Raw genomic sequence first — 20532 nt, 5'->3', positions numbered from 1 at the left:
CCGGTATCGGCGGGATTTCGGCACTCGGGCGGGAAGGAGGTCTGACGCCCCCGGCGCGCGGACTAACATCGGGGCCGTGGTGCGGGAAAACGATGCCCGCCGCCCCGCGGCGTCCCCGATGGCGGACGGCCCTTGAGCGGACGACCCTTGAGCGGATACGGCGTGCGAACGATCAGACGCGCGGCCGCGGTGGCCGCCCTGCTGCCCTGCCTCCTGTGGGCGGCGAACCCCGCGCTGGCCGGGACGTCCGCGGCGGCCCCCGGCGCGGCGACCGTCCGCACGGGCCCGAGCACGGGCACGGCCGCGGCGCCGCTGCAGCCCGAGACGCCCGCGTCCGCGCGCGCGCAGGTCGGCATCGCCCTCACGGAGATCGGCCCCAAGACCGTCCGGGGCAACTCCAAGATCAAGCTCACGGGCCTCGTCCGCAACCGGACGGACGCCGCCCTCAACGGCGTCAGCGTGCGGCTGCGGTACCACAACCGGCCCGTGATCAGCCGCAGCGCGCTGCAGGAGTACAGCGAGACCCCCGCGTACCGGCTCCCCTACTACGGCGCGACCCAGCGGCTGCGGTCCGCCGCCGAGCCCGGCGTGAAGTACGCCTGGGAGCTCGAGACGACCGCGAAGGCGCTGCAGCTCCCGCCCACCGGCACCCCCGGCGTCTATCCGGTGGGCGTCGAGGTGCTGAACGCGGCCGGGGCGCCCGTCGGCGGCCTGACCACGTTCATCACGTACATGCCGGACGACACGAACTTCAAGCCCGTCGCGATCAGCTGGGTGTGGCCGCTGGCCGACGAGCAGCACCGCACGAACGACGCGACGTTCATCAACGACGAGCTGAGCGACAGCCTCGCCCCCGAGGGCCGGCTGTCGCAGCTCGTCACCGCCGCCGAGGCGACCGACACGCCGATCACGTGGGCCGTCGACCCCGCGCTCCTGGACGACGTCAGGGCCATGGCGTCCGGCGAGTACACGGTGCGGGCGCCGGGTTCGGAGGAGTCGCAGCGCAAGCCGCAGAGCCAGCCCGCCGCCGCGTGGCTGAGGGCGCTCGCCGACACCGCCAAGGACGACCCGTACTTCACGCTGCCCTACGCCGACCCCGACCTGGTCGCGCTCGTCCGCCACAAGATGCCGCAGCAGGTCCGGTCCGCGTTCGCGCCGCAGAACCTCAAGGTCGCCACCGAGGTCCTCGGCCGCGCCCCGGACGCGCGCGTCGCGTGGCCGACGGGCGGCTCGGTCGGGCACGACACGGCCGACTGGCTCGCGAAGAACGTCCTCGGCGACGGCGGCGCGTTCCTGCTCAGCAGCAGGCACTTCCAGCGCCCGCCGCAGGGCTCCCCGAACGCCGCCACCACGTTCGAGACCGGCGGCGGGGCCAAGCCGACGCTGCTCTACGACGAGACGCTCAGCGACGTCGTCACCCACAGCGGCGACACGATCGGGACGTCCCTGCTCACCGAGCAGCGGTTCCTCGCCGAGACCGCGATGATCGCCGCGGAGGCGCCGGCCCTGCAGCGGACCGTCGTCGTCGCCCCCGACCGGCGCTGGGACCCCGTCCCCGGCCTCGCCCAGCGGCTCCTCGAGTACACGCAGAACGCCGACTGGCTGACGGAGGTGCCGCTCAGCGACATCGAGGACACCGACCCGCAGCCCCGCACCTGGAACAACTACCCAGACCACTACGAGCGGTACGAACTGGGCGAGAGCTACCTCAAGCGGGTGTGGACGATCGGCCGCCGCGCCGAGTCGTTCCACTCGGTGATGATCGAGCCGTACCGCCTCTCCTACGAGAAGGCGATGCTGCGGATCGTGTCGTCCGCGTGGCGGGCCGACTCCGAGGGCGCCAAGGCGGCCCGCGTCGCCCTGTCGGACCAGCTCGCCCGCGACATGGGCCGCGTGCGCTTCCTCACCCCCGAGAGCAAGCGGATCAACATGACCGGCAGCACCGGGACGCTGCCGGTGTCGATCGAGAACACGCTGACCGGGCAGGCGGTCCGGGTCCGGCTCGTCATCGCCTCGCAGAACACCGCCAAGCTGCAGCTCGGCGCGCTCGAACCCGAGGCGCAGATCATCGAGCTGCAGCCGGGGGAGCGGGTCACCCGGTGGGTGCCGGCGGAGGCGCGCGGCAACGGCATCTTCCGGATGAACCTGCAGATGGTGAACCCGAGTACCGGCCGCCCGTTCGGGGAGGGCGAGACCGTGATCGTGCACGCCACCGGATACGGGCAGATCGCACTGCTCATCACGGGTGGCGGACTTGCCGTACTCTTCGTGGGCGTCGGAGTGCGGGCCATCAGAGCAAGGCGCCGCCGGAAAGCGGAGGCAGCCGGTGACGGGTCGACGGGAATGGGACCAGGAGCGACCGGAGGACCGGGGGGAGTCCCCGGCCCCGGGTTCGCAGGACCCGGCCTACCCGACCCCGAACTCTCAGGGTCCGCCCCCTGGGACGGGGCAGGGGCAGAACCCGGCGCCGCCGTACCCGGCGCAGGGCCGTCCCCCGCAGGGCCGTCCCCCGCAGGCCCCCGCGAACCCGAACCAGGGATATCCAGGTCAGGCGCCACCCGCGCCGACCCCGGGGCGGGCGACCCCGCCCGCTGACCCGTACACGCCCCGCCACGGCCGTCCGCCCGCAGGTCCGGGCCGTCCCGCACCGGGACCGTCCGGACCTTCCGGGCAGGACCAGTGGAACCGCCCGCAACCGCCGCAGGCCAGGCCCGGCGGCGGAGCCCCGGGCCAGGGCCAGTGGGACCGTCCGCAGGCACCGCAGGGCGGCCCGCAGGCGCCGCACCCGGGACACGGCGGCGCCCAGCCGCATCCCGGAGGGGGAGCGCCCGGCCAGGGGCAGTGGAACCGGCAGGGTCCCGGCGGCCCGCCGCCCGGACGCGCGCCGCAGCACGGCCGCGGCCCCGCCGACGGCCGTCCGGGCCGGACCGACCCGCGCCGCGCCCAGCCCGGCCCCGCCGACCCGCCCGGCCAGGGCGCGCAGCCCGGCCAGGGCCAGTGGGCCCGGCCGCAGACGCCGCAGGGCCCCGCCGGAGGACGTCCGGGGCAGGGGCGGTCGGAAACCGCGCAGTTCGGCCGCGGACCCGCGGGCGGTCCCCCCGCGCACGGACACCCGGGGCAGGGCCCGCAGAACCCGCCCGGACAGGGGCGCTCGCACACGGCGCAGTTCGGCGCGCCGCAGCCCGGCCCCGGATACGGGCAGGGGAGTCCCGGCGGGCAGGGGGGCGGCCAGGGCAGGCCCGGACGCCCGGGCCCCGGGCACCCCGGCCAGGGCGGGCACCCCGGGCAGGGCGGTCCTCCCGGCCGTGACGCGTTCGGACGTCCCGGCCCGCAGGGCGCCCCGGGCGTCCCGCCGCCCGCCGTGGCGGACCAGACGGCCGTCGACATGCCCGCCCCCGCGGAGACCATGGTCGACGGCATACCGGTCGTCCCCCCGGACGACGGCGGCCCCTCGGGCGGCTCGTCGGGCTCGTCGGGCGGCTCGTCCGGCGGGATCCTGAAGTCCGGCGCGATCATGGCGGTGGGCACGCTCGCGTCCCGGGTGACCGGTTTCCTGCGGACGGCCGTCATCGTCGCGGCGCTCGGCACGGGACTGCTGGCGAACGCCTACAACACCGCCAACACGATCCCGAACCAGATCTACGACCTGCTGCTCGGCGGCATCCTGACGAGCATCGTCGTCCCGCTGCTGGTCCGCGCCAAGGAGCGCGACCGGGCGTACGGGGAGCAGTACGAGCAGCGCGTGTTCACCCTCGCGGTGATCGGGCTGGGCGCGCTGACGCTGGTGTCGATCCTGTTCGCGCCGGTGTTCATCGACGTCCTCGGGAGCAGCTTCACCGGCGACCAGCGCGAGGTCGCGATCCTGTTCGCGCGGTTCTTCCTGCCGCAGATCTTCTTCTACGGCATCGGGGCGTTCGCGGGCGCGATCCTGAACTCGCGCGGCAGCTTCGGCGCGCCGATGTGGGCGCCGGTCCTGAACAACCTGGTGGTCATCGCGGTCGGCGGCGCGTTCCTGGCGATCACCGCCGGGCCGGTCGACCCGGGCACGATCTCCGACGACATGCTGCTCCTGCTGTCGGTCGGCACCACGGGCGGCATCGTCCTGCAGACGCTGGCGCTGTGGCCGTCGCTGCGCAGGGTCGGCTTCCGCTGGCGCCCCCGCCTGGACTTCAAGAAGGGGGAGCTCGGCGAGGTCGCGCGGATGGCGGGCTGGACGCTGCTGTACGTCGCGCTGACGCAGAGCGCGCTCGTCGTCATCACGCGGCTCACGAACATGGCGGGGAACAACGCCGTGGAGGCGGGCCTCGGGGAAGGCTACGGGTACACGCCGTACTTCAACGCCTACCAGCTGTTCCAGCTGCCGTACGCGATCGTCGGCGTGTCGGTGATCACGGCGCTGCTGCCGCGGATGAGCCGGTTCGCCGCGGAGGGCAAGGCGGCGGACGTGCGCGCCGCGTTCTCCAGCGGGCTGCGGCTCTCGTCGGTGATCATCATGCCGGCGGCGGCGCTGATGCTGGTGCTCGGCCCGGAGATCACGACGGTGCTGTTCGCGCACGGCAACGCCACGTCCGACGACGCGCTCGTCATCGCGCGGGTCATGCAGATGTTCGCGATCGCGCTCGTGCCGTTCTCCACCTACCAGCTGATGCTCCGCGTGTTCTACGCGCACGGCGACACGCGGACGCCCGCCCTGATCGGGTTCGTCACCGTCGGCTGCAACATCGCGCTCGCGGTCACCGCCTACGCCGTCCTGGACGTCAAATGGGTCGTCGTCGGCATCGCGGCGGGCCTCGGCATCGCGAACGCCGCCGGTGCGGTGACGTCCTGGCTGGTGCTGCGCCGCATGCTCGACGGGATGGACGGGCGGCGCATCGTCGGCGGGCACCTGAAGCTGCTCGCGGCCGTCGTCCCGCTCGCCGGGTTCGCGTACGCGACGCACCTCGCCGTCGACGCCCTGATCGGTGCCGACTCGATGCCGGCGGCGCTGCTCACGCTGGTCGTCGGGACCGCGGGCGGCGGGGCGCTCTACCTGGTGGTCGCCAAGCTGCTGCGGGTCGAGGAGGTGCAGACGATGATCTCCACGTTCGCCCGGCGACTCCCGGGACGCTGACCAACTGGTAACTACCGGACGGCGGTAAAGCGCGGCAAAGTACACGGGACGCGCGCCGATAAGGCGGCCGCCCGGGCGGTTAGCCACTACCATGTGGGGGACTACGGCTTGCGGGGCGACACCCTGGGGAACGCAAAGAGGAGGGTCGGAGGCGTAAGCTGCCACGCCACGGACATGGGATCTGACCACCTGCGCAGGACGTTGCCTTGAGCACGTCGATGATCGAGCCCGGTAATCGTCTCGCCGGTCGCTACCGGCTTGAGAAGCGCATCAAGGACTCTGGCGGCTCCACCCTGTGGAAGGCCGTCGACGAGATCCTCGCGCGGGCCGTCGCGGTCCGCACCTTCGACCCCGAGTTCCCCCGGATCGCCGAGGTCGTCACGTCCGCCCGGTCCGCCAGCCGGCTCACCGACCCCCGCCTCACCCAGGTGTTCGACGCCGACGACAGCGGCGAGAGCGCCTACGTGGTCAGCGAGTGGGTCGTCGGGGAGACGCTGGAGGGCATGCTCGCCAAGGCGCCGCTGGAGCCCGGCCGCGCCGCGACCCTGCTGTACGAGGCGTCCGAGGCGATGGCCGCCGCGCACGCCGCCGGCCTGTCGCACCTGTGCCTGGCGCCCGGCGACCTCGTCTGGACGACCGGCGGCACCGTCAAGCTGCTCGGCATCGCCACCGACGCCGTCCTGCGCGACCGCACCAGCGCCGACCCGGCCGCCGAGGACGTCCGCGGGCTCGGCCGGCTGCTGTACGCGGCGCTCACCGCGCACTGGCCCGGCGGCCCCGACGCGCCCGGCGCGTCCACCGTGCTGCCCGCGGCGCCCGCGACCGACGGCGTCCCGCACCCGCCCCGGCAGGTCCAGGCGGGGATCTCGCACGCGGTCGACGCGATCGTGTGCCGCTGCCTCGGCATCGAGCAGGGCGCGCCCGGCGGCGAGCCGATCGGCACGCCCGCGGAGCTGACGAAGGCGCTGCGCGGCGTCCCGCGCACCCCGCTGCCGCTGTTCGCCGGGCTCGGCAACACCCAGCCGCCGCCCCGCCGGCCCGCCGCGAAGCCGGCCGCGCCGCCGCACCAGCCGCACCACACCCACCAGCCGAACCGGGCCGACCACGGGCACCGGGCGGCGCCCCCGCCGCCGCGGCGGCCGCAGGCCCCGGACGCGACCGCGCAGCTCCCGCCGCGCGGCCCCCGGCACGACGTCTCGCAGCCGTCACGGCCCGCGCGGCACTCGCCGTCCGGGCACCGGACGCACGCGGGCCCCGGCGCCCGCAAGCCCGCCAACCGCGCGCTGATGGGCATCGCCGCCGCCGCGCTCACCGTGATCGTCGGTGTCGGCGCGTGGGCGCTGGCCAGCAGCGGCGACGACACGAACGGCGGCCCGAACGGCGGCGTCACCGATCCGGCACAGCAGACGAACAGCGCCGCGCCGTCCCCCTCCGCGCTGACCCCGCAGGGCGTCAACGGGGCCGAGAAGCCGATCGGCAACCACCCGGACGCCGCGATCCACAAGGGCACGAACACGCTGATCGACGGCAGCCCGTCCGGCGACTGGGAGACCCAGACCTACGCCGACACCGACTTCGGCCGGTTCACCGAGGGCCTGGGCGTCACGCTCGACATGGGCAGGCCCGTCAACGTCTCCGGTGTCAAGGTCGCCTGCCCCGTCACCGGCGGAACCCTCCAGGTCAAGGTCGGCGACAGCACCTCCCCGGAGGCGATGAAGCCCGTCGGGCAGCAGCCCTGCAACGGCGGCGAGCTGACGTTCACCGCGAACCCGGCGGCCACCGGCCAGTACGTCCTCGCCTGGTTCACCGAACTCCCCGGGACGCTGAAGGGGCGCCTCGGCGAGGTCACCGTCTACGGAAATTGATCGCGGACGCCCGCCCCCGACCGTTGCCGATCTACGGCTGGGCGAAGTCTCTGACCTGTGACGGGAAGTCGCCGTTGTCTGTATCGTGCCTCTGAGCAGATTGTCCCCCTCCCCCCAGGATTCCGTGGTGTCTTCCCCAGCAGGCGCGGCAGGTCGCGGACGAGAAGGCGGTCGCTCATGGCGTCGGTGAGCATGCGTCCCGTCGACGAAGTTCCCGACAAGGAGCTGCTGGCCCGGCACGCGCAGGGGGACCCGCACGCCTTCTCCGTCCTCGTGCAGCGGCACCGGGACCGGATGTGGGCGGTCGCGCTGCGCACCGTCGGCGACCCGGAGGAGGCCGCCGACGCCCTGCAGGACGCCTGCCTGTCGGCGTTCCGCGCCGCCGCGCGGTTCCGCGGCGACGCCGCCGTCACCACCTGGCTGCACCGCATCGTCGTGAACGCGTGCCTCGACCGGATCCGCCGCAAGTCCGTCCGGCCCGCCACCCCCATGGGCGACGACGCGACGTTCGACGCCGTCGCGCCGAAGATGCCCGACCCGACCGACGCGCACGGCGTCTCCCTGGACGTCCGCACCGCCCTGCTCGAACTGCCGTTCGAGCAGCGTGCGGCACTCGTCCTCGTCGACATGATGGGCTACTCGGTCGACGACGCGGCACGCGTCCTGGAGGTCCCACCTGGGACGATCAAGAGCCGGTGCGCCCGCGGCCGGGCCCGGCTCGCGCCGCTCCTTCGCCACCACCGGAACCGACGCGACTCGAAAAACGTCGGAGGTGTGGAAGGAGGTGGCATGCCCAAGTGAACCCCGCACATGTGGACTACGAGATCCTCGCCGACCTGGCCGAGGGACTGCTCGAAGACGATCAAGCCGCCTCCGTCAACGCGCACCTGGAAACCTGCGCCGAGTGCCGGGACCGATCCGCCGACCTTGCGGACGTCTCCCGGATCCTGGCGGAGGCACCCGTCCCGTCCATGCCCGCCGAGCTTGCTGAGCGCATAGATACCGCCCTCGCGGCGGAGTCGCTCAACAACGCCACCGTGGTGAGCCTGGAACAGCGGCGTGGTAGGCGGCATTGGCGGATCCTGTCGGCGGCGGCCGCGACGGTCGTCGTGCTCGGTGGCGCCGGGTTGGTCGGCGGCATCACCCTGGACGAGATGAACGGCGACCACGGCCAGGCGTCCACGCCCGCCCACGACCCGGCCGACGCGTCGGGCGAATCGGGCGGGTCGGGCGCCGCGCCGTCCGCGCAGGGCTCGTCGCCGGGCTCGCAGATCATGGGGGGATCCGCGTTCTCCGTCGTGCACAGCGGCACCGCCTACCGCGCGGGCACGCTGACCGCGCAGGTCGACGGCCTGGCCGGCCGCGCCGGGGACCTCCCGGCCGCGCCGCCGGGCGGCCGGCTGGCCGACTGCGTCCAGGGCGTCACCGGGGGACGTGCGCCCGACCTGGTCGACCAGGCGGAGTACGAGGGCCGGCAGGCCACCGTGATCGCGCTGCGCGGTGAGGGGTCCGGGGCGTGGAACATCTGGGTCGTCGGCCCGGAATGCTCTGCGCGGAACCAGCACGTGCTCAAGCGAGTCGGCGGCTGACCCGCCGTCGCACGGACGAACGAAGGCCCCCGGGTGCGAACCTCGGGGGCCTTCGTTCGTCCGGTCAGAGGGACGCGACGAAGTCGAGCGCGATCGCCCACGCCCGTTCCGCGGCCTCCGCGTCGTGGTCGGGCAGGTCGGGATCGGTGAACAGGTGCCCGGCGCCCCGGTAGCGGAAGATCTCCACGTCGGCGCCCGCCTTGCGCATCTGCAGGTACCAGGCGTTCAGCCAGTCGACGGGCTCGAACGTGTCCGGGTCGGCGACGTGCAGCTGCACCGGGATGTCGGTCGACGCGTCGTCCGGGAGGTCCGACGTGCCGTGCATGAGCAGCAGCCCGCCCGCGTTCGCGTCGGCGAACGCGAGGTTCTGCGCGATGGCCGCGCCCAGCGAGAACCCCGCGTAGACGAGCCCGCCCGGTTCCGTCAGCGGTGCCGCCGCCGCGACCGCCCGCCGCAGCAGCTCGTCCCGTCCGATCTCCTCGTTGATCTCCCGTCCCTCGTCGACCGTCGCGGCGACACGCCCGTCGTACAGGTCGGGCACATGGACCTCGTGCCCGGCGGCGCGCAGCCGGTCCGCCGCGCCGTGGACCGCCGGTCGGAGCCCGTAGATGGAGTGGAAGAGGAGAATGCGTGCCATGGGCCACAGCCTACGGCCGGTGGGGGACGCCCCTGCGGGAATCACCACGGCCTAGGATCGGTTGACGCGACTGGCGGGCCGGGTCAGCGCGGCACCGAGCGCGAACGAGGAGAGGCAAAGAACAGTGAGCGACGTCCGTAACGTCATCATCATCGGCTCCGGCCCCGCGGGCTACACGGCCGCCGTCTACGCGGCCCGCGGCGACCTGAAGCCGCTCGTGTTCGAGGGGTCGGTCACCGCCGGCGGCGCGCTGATGAACACCACCGACGTGGAGAACTTCCCCGGGTTCCCGGACGGCATCATGGGCCCGGACCTCATGGACAACCTGCGCAAGCAGGCCGAGCGGTTCGGCGCCGAGCTCATCGCCGACGACGTCACCGAGGTCGACCTCAACGCCGACCCGAAGATCGTCAAGGTCGGCGACGACGTCTACCGCGCCCGCGCCGTCATCGTCGCGACCGGCTCCGGCTACCGCGAGCTGGGCCTGCCCGACGAGCAGCGCCTCTCCGGCCGCGGCGTCTCCTGGTGCGCCACCTGCGACGGCTTCTTCTTCCGCGAGCAGGACATCGCCGTCGTCGGCGGCGGCGACACCGCGATGGAGGAGGCGATCTTCCTGACCAAGTTCGCCCGCACCGTCACCGTCGTCCACCGCCGGGACGAACTCCGCGCGTCCAAGATCATGCAGGACCGGGCGTTCGCCAACGACAAGATCAAGTTCCGGTGGGACAGCGAGGTCACCGCGATCCACGGCGACGACCGCGTGCAGGGGGTGACCCTCCGCAACCTCAAGACCGGCGAGGAGGACCGCCTCGACATCACCGGCCTGTTCATCGCGATCGGGCACGACCCGCGCAGCGAACTGTTCGCCGGGCAGCTCGAGACCGACCCCGACGGCTACCTGCTCGTCGACGCCCCCACCACGAAGACGAAGGTCCCCGGCGTGTTCGCGTGCGGCGACGTCGTCGACCACATCTACCGCCAGGCCGTCACCGCCGCCGGCAGCGGCTGCTCCGCCGCCATCGACGCCGAGCGCTGGCTGCAGGACCGCGACGCCGCCGAGACCGTCCCGCAGTCCTGACCCCGCCCCGCGCCCCCCGGCCCGCACGAACCCGCGGCCGGACGACCGTCCGTCCGGCCCGCCCCGCGACCACGAAGGAGACACCATGAAAGCCGTGACCGACGCCGACTTCGCCACCGAGGTGCTGGAGAGCGACAAGCCCGTCCTCGTCGACTTCTGGGCCGAGTGGTGCGGCCCCTGCCGGATGGTCGCGCCGATCCTCGAGGAGATCGCCGCCGAGCACGGCGACAGCATCGAGATCGTCAAGCTGAACATCGACGAGAACCCGCAGGTGCCGGCGAAGTACGGCGTCATGCAGATCCCGACGATGAACATCTACCAGGGCGGCGAGGTCGTCAAGCAGATCATGGGCGCCAAGCCCAAGGCCGCGCTGCTCCGTGACCTGTCGGAGTTCATCGGCGCCAAGTCCTGAACGTCCGCGGACACCGACGCTCCGGTCGCCGATCTCCCCGCCCCGGCGGGAGGGTCGGCGACCGAGTCGTTTCCGCGCCGGCACGAGACCCCCGCTCCGCGGCGAGGCCCTCAGAAGCCGTTAAACGGGACGAAGTACGCCTTCCGGTCCCATGGAGCCGAGGAGCCGTTCCAGCGCCACCTCGACGTCCTCACGCCACGACAGGGCCGACTTGAGCTCCAGCCGCAGCCTCGGGTACCGGTGGTGCGGCCGGACCGTCTTGAACCCCACCGACAGCAGGTAGTCGGCCGGGACCATGCAGCCGCCGTCCTCGCCCTTCAGGTCGCCGAACGCCTCGATCGCCTTCACCGCCCGGCGCGTCAGGTCCTTCGCGACGCCCTGCACCAGCATCCGGCCGAGCCCCCCGCCCGCGAACTCCGGCAGGATGTGCGCCGTCATCAGCAGGACGGCGTCCGCGCTCACCGGGCTCGTCGGGAACGCCACCGACCGCGGCACGTACAGCGGCGGCGCGTACAGCACGAACCCCGCCGGAACGTCGTCCACGTAAGCGATCTTTCCGCAGCTGCCCCATTCCAGCAGCGTCGAGGAGACCCACGCCTCCTTCTCCAACCCGGCGTCGCCGCTCTCCAGCGCCCGCTCCCGGGTCACCGGATCCAGCTCCCAGAAGACGCACCCCCGGCAGCGCAACGGCAGATCGTCCAGATTGTCCAGCGTGATGTTGACGAGACGGCGCGACACGGCACCCCCCAGCCTGCGTTCCGCGGAGAACCCCGGGCAACCTTCAGGGGTTCTCGGGCATCGTACCGAAGAGGGAATACCCACGATCATGCGCCGCGCCACCTTCCCGAGGGGTTCGGCGCCGCGCTCCGCGGCCGATGCCGTAAGTTCGCCTGCAAGCCAGCCACACCACGGGAGGACCACGTGGAACAGCACACGCGCACGGACGTCTACACCGACCGTTATGCCGACCGCTACGCCGCCCGCGCCGCCGGCATGGTCCCCTCCGAGATCCGCGCGCTGTTCGCCATGGTCGCCCGTCCCGAGATCGTCTCCCTCGCCGGCGGCGCCCCCTACGTCTCCGCGCTCCCCCTCGACGCCGTCGGCGACATGATCGGCGAACTCGTCGCGGGCAAGGGCGCCGAGGCCCTCCAGTACGGCTCCGCGCAGGGCGACGAACGGCTCCGCGAGCACATCTGCGAAGTCATGGCCCTCGAAGGCGTCCGCGGCTCCGCCGACGACGTCGTCGTCACCGTCGGCGCCCAGCAGGCCCTCGACCTCATCACCAAGATCTTCATCGACCCGGGCGACGTCGTCCTCGCCGAGGCCCCCTCCTACGTCGGCGCCCTCGGCACCTTCGCGGCCTACCAGGCCGACGTTGTGCACGTCCCGATGGACGACGGCGGCCTCGACCCCGCCGCGCTCCGCGAGACCCTCGCCCGCCTGAAGCGCGAGAACCGCCGCGTCAAGTTCCTTTACACCGTCCCCACGTTCCAGAACCCCGCCGGCGTCACCCTCACCACCGCGCGCCGAGCCCAGATCCTCGAGATCTGCACCGAGCACGACGTCCTCATCGTCGAGGACAACCCCTACGGGCTCCTCCGCTTCGACGGCGACCCCGTCCGCGCCCTCCGTGCCGACGACGACCGCGTGATCTACCTCGGCTCGTTCTCCAAGACGATCGCGTCCGGCCTCCGCGTCGGCTGGGTCCTCGCACCCCACGCCGTCCGCACCAAACTCGTCCTCGCCGCCGAGTCCGCGATCCTGTGCCCGTCGAACTTCTCGCAACTCGCCGTCCGCGAGTACCTCGCGACCCAGCCGTGGCGCGAGCAGATCAAGGACTTCCGCGAGCTCTACCGCGAGCGCCGCGACGCGATGCTGGACGCGCTCGCCCAGCAGATGCCCGACGGCTGCACCTGGACCCGTCCCGAGGGCGGCTTCTTCGTCTGGCTCACCCTCCCCGAAGGGCTCGACTCGAAGGCGATGTCCCCCCGCGCGATCGCCGAGCGCGTCGCGTACGTCCCGGGCACCGGCTTCTACGCCGACGGCACCGGGCAGCGCCACCTGCGGCTGTCGTACTGCTTCCCCGAACCCGACCGCATCCGCGAAGGCGTCCGCCGGCTCGCCGGGGTGATCGAACAGGAGCTCAGGATGCGGGACACTTTCGGGGAAACCGCCGCCACCGGCACCGGCGTCCACACCCCGGGGCCGGGCATCGTCTAGAAGGGCTCCCGTGGAACTCGGTCACGTCGTCGTCCTCGCCGGAGGGCTCTCCTACGAGCGCGAGGTCTCCCTCCGCTCCGGCCGCCGCGTCGCGGAGGCCCTCCGGTCCCGGGGCGTCCCCGTCGAACTGCGCGACGCCGACGCCACCCTCCTCGACTCCCTGACCGACGACCCGCCCGACGCCGTCTTCCCCGTCCTGCACGGCGCCGCCGGCGAGGACGGCTCCATCCGCGACGTCCTCGAACTCCTCGACGTCCCCTACGTCGGCGCGCGCCCCGACGCCTGCCGCGTCGCGTGGGACAAGCCCACCGCGAAGGCCGTCGTCCGCCGCGCCGGACTGCGCACCCCCGACTCGGTCGCCCTGCCGAAGGAGGTCTTCCACGATCTCGGCGCGGCCGCCGTCCTCGACCGGATCGTGCACCGCCTCGGGCTCCCCCTGTTCGTCAAGCCCACCCGCGGCGGCTCCGCGCTCGGCGCGTCCGTCGTCCGCGAGGCGGCGCACCTCTCCGCCGCGATGGTCGGCTGCTTCGCCTACGGCGACGCCGCGCTCGTCGAACGACACGTCTCCGGCACCGAGATCGCCGTCAGCGTCATCGAGCGGGACGGCGTCCCCGAGGCCCTCCCGCCCGTCGAGATCGTCGCCCCGAACGGCCGCTACGACTACACCGCCCGCTACGACGCGGGCGAGACCGAGTTCGTCACCCCGGCCCGCGTCACCCCCGAGGCCGCCGAACGCGCGACCGCCGCCGCCGTCACCGCCCACCGCGCCCTCGGCCTCCGCGACATCTCCCGCACCGACCTCATCGTCGACGACCACGGCGACGTCCACTTCCTCGAAGTCAACGTCGCCCCCGGCATGACCGAGACCAGCCTCCTCCCCCGCGCCGTCTCCGCCGCCGGCCTCGACCTCGGCACCCTCTGCCAGGACCTCCTCCTGGCCCGCGCCCGCTGACCGCTGTTTCACGTGAAACATCACGGGCCCCGCCCGTCTGTTTCACGTGAAACACGGCCACACCCCGCACCCGCACACGGCATACGGACGGCCGCAGGGCCGTAGGTGCCCACCGGGAACGCCCTCAGTCGACCCACAAGCGACTCCCACCCCGCCCGGGTCGCGGGACTCGCACACGACACCCGCGTCGCCCCCACGAGCATCGTGCGCCCGGCACCCGTCATCGGTGCCCTACGGGACGATCCCATCTCCGCGCCATCGCCCCGCCCTCGGACGCCCCACATCCCGCCGGACGGCGCCTCGCCCCGTCCAAGCCGACGCCGGACAGGACGCGGGCACCCAACCGGCGACGCGGCACGGGGCCACCCACACCGACGAACGCAACCGCGCCGCCGACCCTGCGTCCGCACGCAACTCCCTGCGGCGACCTCCGCTCCCGGACGGTCCGCCGCTGCCCCCACGGCGGTGCTGCACCACCCGTCCGCGGCACGCCCGAGTCCCACACGTCGGCACGAGTCACACGACCTTCCCCGGACGAGCCGTCCACCGCGCCAACGGGTCGTGGCGACGCCCGTTCCCTGGCGCGCCCACCGCCAGACGGCGGCACGAGCCACCGGCCTCCACCGCCGGACGGGTCGGCCGCCGCATCCACGACGGCGCTGCACCTCCCCGTTCCCCGGCGCCTGCGCCACGTCGGCGGGCGCCCGTCTCCGCGCGGCTCGGGCCGTGTGTTCGACGTGTCAGGTGCCGCGGCGTTCGTGGGTGGGGGAGAGGCCGAGGCGTGTTTCACGTGAAACATCGGGGTGCATGCGAAAGGGGCCGCCTGGACGGCGGCCCCTGTCGGTGTCGATGTTTCACGTGAAACAGGGTCAGGGGAACTGGGGGTCTTCCTCGTCGGGGGCCATCGACTTGATGATGCGGTCCAGGTCCTCGAGGGTGGCGAACTCGACGACGATCTTCCCCTTGCTCCGGCCCATGTCCACGCGGACGCGCGTGTCGTAGCGGTCGGAGAGGCGGTCGGCGAGCTCCTGGAGGCCGGGGGCGACGGGCTTCTTGCGGCGGGGCTGCCGGGTCGGCTCGTCGTCGATCTCCTGGAGTTTGATCATCTCGTCGAGGCTGTGGACGGAGATACCCTCGGCGATGACCCGGGCCGCCATGCGCTCCTGCTTCTCCGGGGTGTCGAGCCGGAGGAGGAGGCGGGCGTGGCCGGCGGACAGCAGGCCCGCGGCCACGCGGTTCTGGACCTTCGCGGGGAGGTTCAGGATCCGCAGCGTGTTCGTGATGTGCGGGCGCGAGCGGCCGATGCGCTCGGCGAGTTCCTCGTGGGTGGCGCCGAAGTCGTCCAGGAGCTGCTTGTAGGCGGCCGCCTCCTCCAGCGGGTTGAGCTGCTGGCGGTGGAGGTTCTCCATGAGGGCGTCGCGCAGGAGGTCGTCGTCGCCGGTGTCGCGGACGATCGCCGGGATGACGTCCAGTCCGGCCTTGCGGGTCGCGCGGAGGCGGCGCTCGCCCATGATGAGTTCGTAGTCGAACTTCTCGGTGACGCCGGTGGCCTTGTGGTAGACCTCCGTCGTCTTGCGGCGGACGACGATCGGCTGCAGGAGCCCGACGATGCCGATGGAATCGGCGAGTTCCTGCAGGGCCTCCTCGTCGAAGTGGGTGCGCGGCTGCCGCGGGTTGACGGCGATCTGGTCGACCCGGAGTTCGGCGAAGTGGGCCCCGGCGACCGGGGCGGGGGCGCCGGCGCCGCTGGGGGCCGCGCCGTCGAGGGCGCCCGGCTCGACGGCCGGTTCCTCGAGGGGCGGCGGGGCGGTCGGGATGAGGGCGCCGAGGCCCTTCCCGAGACCGGGACGCGGGCGGCTCACTTCGCGACTCCCGCGTGGGCCATCTCCGAGGCGGCCTCGCTGTAGGCGAGCGCGCCGCTGGAGCCGGGGTCGTAGGTCATGACGGACTGCCCGTAGCTGGGCGCCTCGGAGACGCGGACGCTGCGGGGGATCACCGTGTTGAGGACGACGTCGCCGAAGTGGTTGCGGACGTCCTCGGCCACCTGCGCGGCGAGCCGGGTGCGGGCGTCGTACATGGTGAGCAGGATCGTCGAGACCTTCAGCTTCGGGTTGAGGTGCGCCTTGACGAGGTCGACGGTGCGGATCAGCTGGCCGAGGCCCTCCAGCGCGTAGTACTCGCACTGGATCGGGATGAGCAGCTCGTCGCCGCCGACGAGGGCGTTGACGGTGAGGAGGCCGAGCGACGGCGGGCAGTCGATCAGCACGTAGTCGAACCGGTCGGTGTCGTACGACTCCAGCGCGCGGCGCAGGCGGGACTCGCGGGCGACCTTGGAGACGAGCTCGATCTCGGCGCCGGCGAGGTTGAGGGTCGCCGGGGCGCAGTACAGGTTCGGGATCTCCGGCGCCTTGACGACGATGTCCTCGAGGGCCGTGTCCTCGATCAGCACGTCATAGATCGACGGGATGTCGGCGTGGTGGTCGATGCCGAGGGCCGTCGAGGCGTTGCCCTGCGGGTCGAGGTCGACCACGAGCACCTGCGCGCCGTGGATGGCGAGGGACGCGGCGAGGTTCACCGAACTGGTGGTCTTGCCGACGCCGCCCTTCTGGTTCGCGATCGTGATGACGCGGCAGTGGTCCGGCCGCGGCCATTCCTTGTCGCTGCGGACGGGCCGCGACTTCAGCGCCGTCCCGGTCGTTTCACGTGAAACATTGGCGTCCTTGAGCGCCTCGCGCACGAGTTCTGACTCCCCCTGAGATGGTCCGTTGCGCGGTCCCGGCGGCTGAGCGCCGGAGTTCGTCGGCACATACCCGACGTTCTCCGCGGTTCCGGACGTCGTGTTGCCCCACAGCGCGTGCCCGGACGGCGTGGATGGCTGGTCGGCGGGGGATTCGTCGGCGGATTCGTCGGCGCGGTCAGGCCGGCCCAGTTCCGGTCCCATGCTCATGACGACCTCTTCCTCGACCTTCTGGCACGCCGGGGCGCGCGTTGTTGTCGCCCGACAACCCCGGCGACGACGCGGACGAGCGTTGTCGGCGGCTCGACCATACCGTGCCCGACTTGCAGCAGTTCGGCCGTAGGCACACCGAATCGCTTCAAGACCGGCTGCGCCTCGTCGAGCTCGACGGCCGCGCGCTCGCCCTTGAGGGCGAGCAGTTCGCCGCCGGGCCGCAGCAGCGGCAGCGCCCACGTGGCGAGGCGTTCCAGCGGTGCGACGGCCCGCGCGGTCGCGACGTCCACGGCGTAATCGTCCGCGACGTCCTCGGCCCGCGCGCGGCGGACCTCGACGTTGCGCAGGCCGAGCATCTCGACGCACTCGTCCAGGAAGGTGGTGCGGCGCAGCAGCGGTTCGAGGAGGGTGATCCGCAGGTCGGGCCGGACGATCGCCAGGACGATGCCCGGCAGTCCGGCGCCCGATCCGATGTCGACGACGTGAGCGCCCTCGGGCACCGCCTCGGACACCACCGCGCAATTGATCAGGTGGCGTTCCCAGAGGCGGTCGACCTCCCGCGGCCCGATCAGGCCGCGCTCGACTCCGGCGTCCGCGAGGAACACCGCATAGCGCTCCGCGACGGGCAGCGCATCACCGAAAACCTCACGTGCAATCCCCACCATCCGAATCGTTCCACAAAACCCTGGGGCTGCGTACACACGAAACGTCCTGGTGCGCGCGCTCTTGACCCTGACCGTATGGCAAGAACCACATCACCCCTCTGCATAACCGGGACGCCACGGGTAGAGGCAGTCATGTCGCCCGCCAGCCCCCTGGAAGGAGCTCCGGTATGGGAATCGGAGTCAGTCTCGCTTTCATCGCCATCGGCGCCATCCTGGCGTTCGCGCTCCGCATCGACCTCAGCGGCGTGAACATCCAGATGGTCGGATGGATCCTCATACTCGTCGGGGTGATCAGCATGCTGTTCACCCTCAAGTACACGCGCCCGCGGCGGACCGCCGGCCGGATCACCGGCGCGGACCCCGCCTACGGTGACGAGCCGGGCACGGTCGTCCGCGAGGAGCACATCGTCCAGGACCCGCCGCCGGCCGGCCGGCCCGCCGAGCGCGTCGAGCGGGTCATCGAGCACTCGCCCGGCCAGGGCGCCACCCACGGGACGAGCGAACTGGACCCGGCCATCGCGCAGGACCCGGCGCACGCCCAGGACCCGGCGTACATGCAATCCCCGCGGAAGCCGGAGCGCCCGGCGCGCGTCCAGGACCCCGTGGAGGAGCAGGTGGAGGGCCCGGCCACCGCGCGGCGCCCGGCGCGGCGCCGGTTCACCACCCGGCCGCGGCGCCCCTGAGGGCCCGCCAGGAACCACTCGGTGTGCTGCGGGCGGCGGTGCACACCGAGTTCAGGGGGCCCCGCGTGCTTGGTCGGGGCGCGGGGCCCCTTCCCTCGTCCGGACGCCCGCCGGACCGGCGTCCGGAAAGCGGAACGGCCCCGGTGACCGTGTCACCGGGGCCGTTCCGTCTGCGTTCAGGAGGGGTGGACGACCACGTACCGGCCAGGCTCCTCGCCCTCGGACTCGCTCCGCAGGCCCGCCGCCGCGACCGCGTCGTGCACGATCTTCCGCTCGAACGGCGTCATCGGCGCGAGCGGCTTGGCCTCCCCGCTCTGCTTCACGTCGTTCGCGACGTCGGTGCCGAGCTTCGTCAGTTCGGCGCGGCGCCGCTCCCGGTAGCCGCCGATGTCGAGCATCAGGCGGGTGCGGTTGCCGGTCTGGCGGTGCACGGCCAGCCGGGTCAGCTCCTGCAGGGCTTCCAGGACCTCGCCGCGCTTGCCGACCAGCTCGTCCAGGGACGCGCCGACGACCGCGACGATCGCGCGCTCGCCCTCGACGTCCATGTCGATGTCGCCGTCGTAGTCACCGATGTCCAGCAGGCCCTCGATGTAGTCGGCGGCGATCTCGCCTTCCTGCTCGAGCGCCTGGACGTCTACCTCGGTGGTGTCGGTCTGGCTCAACGGGGTCTCCTTCTGCGGCACGGGCTCGGGTTCAAACTAGCGTTTCTGGCTGCCGCTGCGCTTGCTCCGCGGCTTGCGGGTCGGCTGGTTCCGCACGACCTTCTGCTTGACCTCCGGTTCGGGGGTCTCCTCCTCCGCGCCCTTCCGCAGCCGGGGCTTCGTGCCGGACGCCGCCTTGCCGTTCTTCGCGGCGGCCTTCGCCCCCGCGGCGCCCTTCGCGCCGGACTTGGGAGACCCGGGCAGCTTGGTGCCCGGCTTCGTCCCGGCCTTCGCGTCGTCGCCGGTCGCGTTCAGCGGCGGGTACTTCTTGTAGATGTAGTGCTGCTGCGCGAGGGTCCAGCTGTTGGACGTCACCCAGTACATCAGCACGCCCAGCGGGAAGCCGAGGCCGACGAGGCCGAACAGCGGCGCGAGGAAGACCATCATCTTCTGCGCCTGCATCATCGGGTTGTTGTCGTCGGTGATGGGCTGCCGCTTCATGCTGGCGCGCATCGTGAAGAACGTCGTGCAGGAGCTGATCACCACGGCGATGGCGGTGATGACGATCGCGGTCCAGCTCTTGGGGTCGTTGCCCCAGGCGTTGAGGAACGTGTCCGGGATGTGGGCGCCGAAGATGCTGGCGTGCTGCGCGCTCTGCACCAGGTCGGCGGACATCGCGAAGACGCTCTCGCCGTCCTTCGCGTCCGAGATGCGCTGGAGGGTCTGGAAGAGGCCGATGAAGACCGGCATCTGCACCAGGAGCGGCAGGCAGCCCGACAGCGGGTTGGCGCCGTTCTCCTGGTAGAGCTTCATGACCTCCTGGTTGAGGCGCTGCTTGTCGTTCTTGTACTTCTTGCGCAGCGCCTGCACCTTGGGCGCCAGCTCCTGCATCTTCCGGGAAGCGTGGATCTGCTTCACGAAGAGCGGGACCATGACGAGCCGCAGCAGGACGGTCAGCAGGATGATGGACCCGCCCCAGGCCCATCCGCTGTCCTTCGGCAGGAAGGTGCTCAGCCCCGTGTGAATCCACACGATGAGCTGAGAGACGATCTCGTACAGCCAATCAAGCACCGGGCAGCTCCTTGGGCTCTGCTAGGGCGGGGCCGCTGTCCTCGCGGCCGGAGTTCGAAGAAGCCGCCGCCGGCGCCTTCTTCGGGGGCACCGGGTCGTACCCCCCGGGGTTGAAGGGGTGGCACCGACCGATCCGGCGGGCCGTCAGCCACGTGCCGCGCAGCGCCCCGTGCGTCTGGAGCGCCTCCAGGCCGTACGCGCTGCAACTGGGCCGGAAGCGGCACTGCTGCCCGAGCAGGGGACTCAAGAAGCGGCGGTAGGCGCGGACGAGAAGGATCAGCACCGCGGCGACCGGGCCGGGAGGCCCGTCCGGGTGCTGTGCGGGGTTCGGCTCCCGCCGCCGACTCCTCATCTCCGCCCCTTGGACGCGGGCCGCAGCAGCCGGTCGAGCGCCGACTCCAGATCCGCGGCCAGTTCGTCAGGACGCGCCGTCCCCGACGGGGGGTTGGCGCGTACTACGAGCAGGCTACCCGCTGGCAGGCGATCCAGGTCCGCCCGCACCAGATGGCGGAGACGCCGGCGGACCGAGTTGCGGACGACGGCGTTGCCGACGGCCCGCGACACGATGAAGCCGACGAGCGGCGGGGTCGTCTCGTCCCGGCGGAGCAGGTGTGCAACGACAGTCGGCCGGGCGGGGGGGGGCGCCCCCCCCCCGGCCC

At 72.6% G+C, this 20532-nt stretch carries 19 protein-coding genes; 10 read left to right on the top strand and 9 right to left on the bottom strand.

Going from position 1 to position 20532, the window contains the following annotated elements; genetic code table 11:
- The first annotated feature begins 162 nt into the window (after positions 1-162).
- The 5 genes from AB0L25_RS16700 to AB0L25_RS16680 all read left to right on the top strand — a co-directional run bounded on the left by AB0L25_RS16700 (position 163) and on the right by AB0L25_RS16680 (position 8564).
- Entirely contained in the window at positions 163-2595 is a 2433-nt protein-coding gene (locus tag AB0L25_RS16700) for a DUF6049 family protein (RefSeq protein WP_500172874.1), read from the top strand.
- 766 nt (positions 2596-3361) lie between these two features.
- On the top strand, positions 3362-5110 hold the full coding sequence (murJ, locus tag AB0L25_RS16695) for a murein biosynthesis integral membrane protein MurJ (RefSeq protein WP_500172872.1): 1749 nt from the start codon (positions 3362-3364) through the stop codon (positions 5108-5110).
- Between the two features lie 206 nt (positions 5111-5316).
- Positions 5317-6975: a protein kinase family protein gene (locus AB0L25_RS16690; protein ID WP_500172870.1), complete on the top strand. Its 1659-nt coding sequence runs from the start codon at positions 5317-5319 to the stop codon at positions 6973-6975.
- A gap of 177 nt (positions 6976-7152) precedes the next feature.
- Positions 7153-7776, top strand: coding sequence for an RNA polymerase sigma factor SigM (gene sigM, locus AB0L25_RS16685; RefSeq protein ID WP_500172868.1), 624 nt, complete (start codon positions 7153-7155; stop codon positions 7774-7776).
- Positions 7773-8564 carry an anti-sigma factor family protein gene (locus tag AB0L25_RS16680; RefSeq protein WP_500172866.1) on the top strand — a complete coding sequence of 264 codons (792 nt, stop codon included), beginning with the start codon at positions 7773-7775 and terminating at the stop codon, positions 8562-8564. The genes sigM and AB0L25_RS16680 overlap by 4 nt, the downstream gene beginning before the upstream one ends.
- Before the next feature lie 64 nt (positions 8565-8628).
- Here the strand turns inward: AB0L25_RS16680 and AB0L25_RS16675 are convergent, their stop codons facing one another.
- On the bottom strand, positions 8629-9201 hold the full coding sequence (locus AB0L25_RS16675) for a dienelactone hydrolase family protein (protein WP_500172864.1): 573 nt from the start codon (positions 9199-9201) through the stop codon (positions 8629-8631).
- A 124-nt stretch (positions 9202-9325) separates the two neighbouring features.
- On the opposite strand from AB0L25_RS16675, the gene trxB reads away from it, so the two are divergent.
- Both trxB and trxA read left to right on the top strand, forming a co-directional pair.
- On the top strand, positions 9326-10279 hold the full coding sequence (trxB, locus tag AB0L25_RS16670) for a thioredoxin-disulfide reductase (RefSeq protein WP_500172862.1): 954 nt from the start codon (positions 9326-9328) through the stop codon (positions 10277-10279).
- 85 nt (positions 10280-10364) lie between these two features.
- Positions 10365-10691, top strand: coding sequence for a thioredoxin (trxA, locus tag AB0L25_RS16665; protein ID WP_500172860.1), 327 nt, complete (start codon positions 10365-10367; stop codon positions 10689-10691).
- A gap of 120 nt (positions 10692-10811) precedes the next feature.
- Here the strand turns inward: trxA and AB0L25_RS16660 are convergent, their stop codons facing one another.
- Positions 10812-11429 (bottom strand): GNAT family N-acetyltransferase, encoded by a 618-nt coding sequence (locus AB0L25_RS16660; RefSeq protein ID WP_191327163.1) that lies wholly within the window; start codon positions 11427-11429, stop codon positions 10812-10814.
- Between the two features lie 183 nt (positions 11430-11612).
- On the opposite strand from AB0L25_RS16660, the gene AB0L25_RS16655 reads away from it, so the two are divergent.
- Together AB0L25_RS16655 and AB0L25_RS16650 are read left to right on the top strand one after the other, a co-directional pair.
- Positions 11613-12911 (top strand): aminotransferase-like domain-containing protein, encoded by a 1299-nt coding sequence (locus tag AB0L25_RS16655; protein ID WP_500172858.1) that lies wholly within the window; start codon positions 11613-11615, stop codon positions 12909-12911.
- Between the two features lie 10 nt (positions 12912-12921).
- Positions 12922-13863 carry a D-alanine--D-alanine ligase family protein gene (locus AB0L25_RS16650; RefSeq protein WP_500172856.1) on the top strand — a complete coding sequence of 314 codons (942 nt, stop codon included), beginning with the start codon at positions 12922-12924 and terminating at the stop codon, positions 13861-13863.
- Positions 13864-14732: 869 nt separating this feature from the next.
- On the opposite strand, the gene AB0L25_RS16645 is transcribed toward AB0L25_RS16650, so the two are convergent.
- The 3 genes from AB0L25_RS16645 to rsmG all read right to left on the bottom strand — a co-directional run bounded on the left by AB0L25_RS16645 (position 14733) and on the right by rsmG (position 17478).
- A complete protein-coding gene (locus tag AB0L25_RS16645; RefSeq protein WP_500172854.1) occupies positions 14733-15725 on the bottom strand; it encodes a ParB/RepB/Spo0J family partition protein in 993 nt (330 codons plus the stop codon).
- Positions 15722-16600, bottom strand: coding sequence for a ParA family protein (locus AB0L25_RS16640; protein WP_500173102.1), 879 nt, complete (start codon positions 16598-16600; stop codon positions 15722-15724). Before AB0L25_RS16640 ends, AB0L25_RS16645 begins: the two co-directional genes overlap by 4 nt.
- 206 nt (positions 16601-16806) lie before the next feature.
- The gene (rsmG, locus tag AB0L25_RS16635) at positions 16807-17478 is read right to left on the bottom strand and encodes a 16S rRNA (guanine(527)-N(7))-methyltransferase RsmG (RefSeq protein WP_500172852.1); all 672 of its coding nucleotides are present in this window, start codon (positions 17476-17478) and stop codon (positions 16807-16809) included.
- A 167-nt stretch (positions 17479-17645) separates the two neighbouring features.
- Here rsmG and AB0L25_RS16630 point away from each other — a divergent pair, with 167 nt between their 5' ends.
- Entirely contained in the window at positions 17646-18161 is a 516-nt protein-coding gene (locus AB0L25_RS16630) for a DUF6458 family protein (RefSeq protein WP_500172850.1), read from the top strand.
- Between the two features lie 176 nt (positions 18162-18337).
- On the opposite strand, the gene AB0L25_RS16625 is transcribed toward AB0L25_RS16630, so the two are convergent.
- The 4 genes from AB0L25_RS16625 to rnpA all read right to left on the bottom strand — a co-directional run.
- Positions 18338-18823, bottom strand: coding sequence for a Jag family protein (locus tag AB0L25_RS16625; RefSeq protein ID WP_378296293.1), 486 nt, complete (start codon positions 18821-18823; stop codon positions 18338-18340).
- 36 nt (positions 18824-18859) lie between these two features.
- On the bottom strand, positions 18860-19873 hold the full coding sequence (gene yidC / locus AB0L25_RS16620; protein ID WP_500172848.1) for a membrane protein insertase YidC: 1014 nt from the start codon (positions 19871-19873) through the stop codon (positions 18860-18862).
- Entirely contained in the window at positions 19866-20225 is a 360-nt protein-coding gene (gene yidD / locus AB0L25_RS16615; RefSeq protein ID WP_500172846.1) for a membrane protein insertion efficiency factor YidD, read from the bottom strand. Before yidD ends, yidC begins: the two co-directional genes overlap by 8 nt.
- Positions 20222-20532 (bottom strand): ribonuclease P protein component (gene rnpA, locus AB0L25_RS16610; RefSeq protein WP_500172844.1); only part of this gene is annotated, 311 nt, incomplete at its 5' end. The genes rnpA and yidD, both read right to left, overlap by 4 nt.

This window comes from Spirillospora sp. NPDC052242 (assembly GCF_040679555.1).
GTDB lineage: Bacteria > Actinomycetota > Actinomycetes > Streptosporangiales > Streptosporangiaceae > Spirillospora.
This window is presented reverse-complemented; position numbering and strand designations above follow the sequence as displayed.

Coding starts and splice junctions, on each gene's coding strand:
- trxA (WP_500172860.1), top strand. CDS start 10,365: ATGAAAGCCGTGACCGACGCCGACTTCGCCACCGAGGTGCTGGAGAGC.
- yidD (WP_500172846.1), bottom strand. CDS start 20,225: ATGAGGAGTCGGCGGCGGGAGCCGAACCCCGCACAGCACCCGGACGGG.
- AB0L25_RS16675 (WP_500172864.1), bottom strand. CDS start 9,201: ATGGCACGCATTCTCCTCTTCCACTCCATCTACGGGCTCCGACCGGCG.
- AB0L25_RS16630 (WP_500172850.1), top strand. CDS start 17,646: ATGGGAATCGGAGTCAGTCTCGCTTTCATCGCCATCGGCGCCATCCTG.
- rsmG (WP_500172852.1), bottom strand. CDS start 17,478: ATGGTGGGGATTGCACGTGAGGTTTTCGGTGATGCGCTGCCCGTCGCG.
- sigM (WP_500172868.1), top strand. CDS start 7,153: ATGGCGTCGGTGAGCATGCGTCCCGTCGACGAAGTTCCCGACAAGGAG.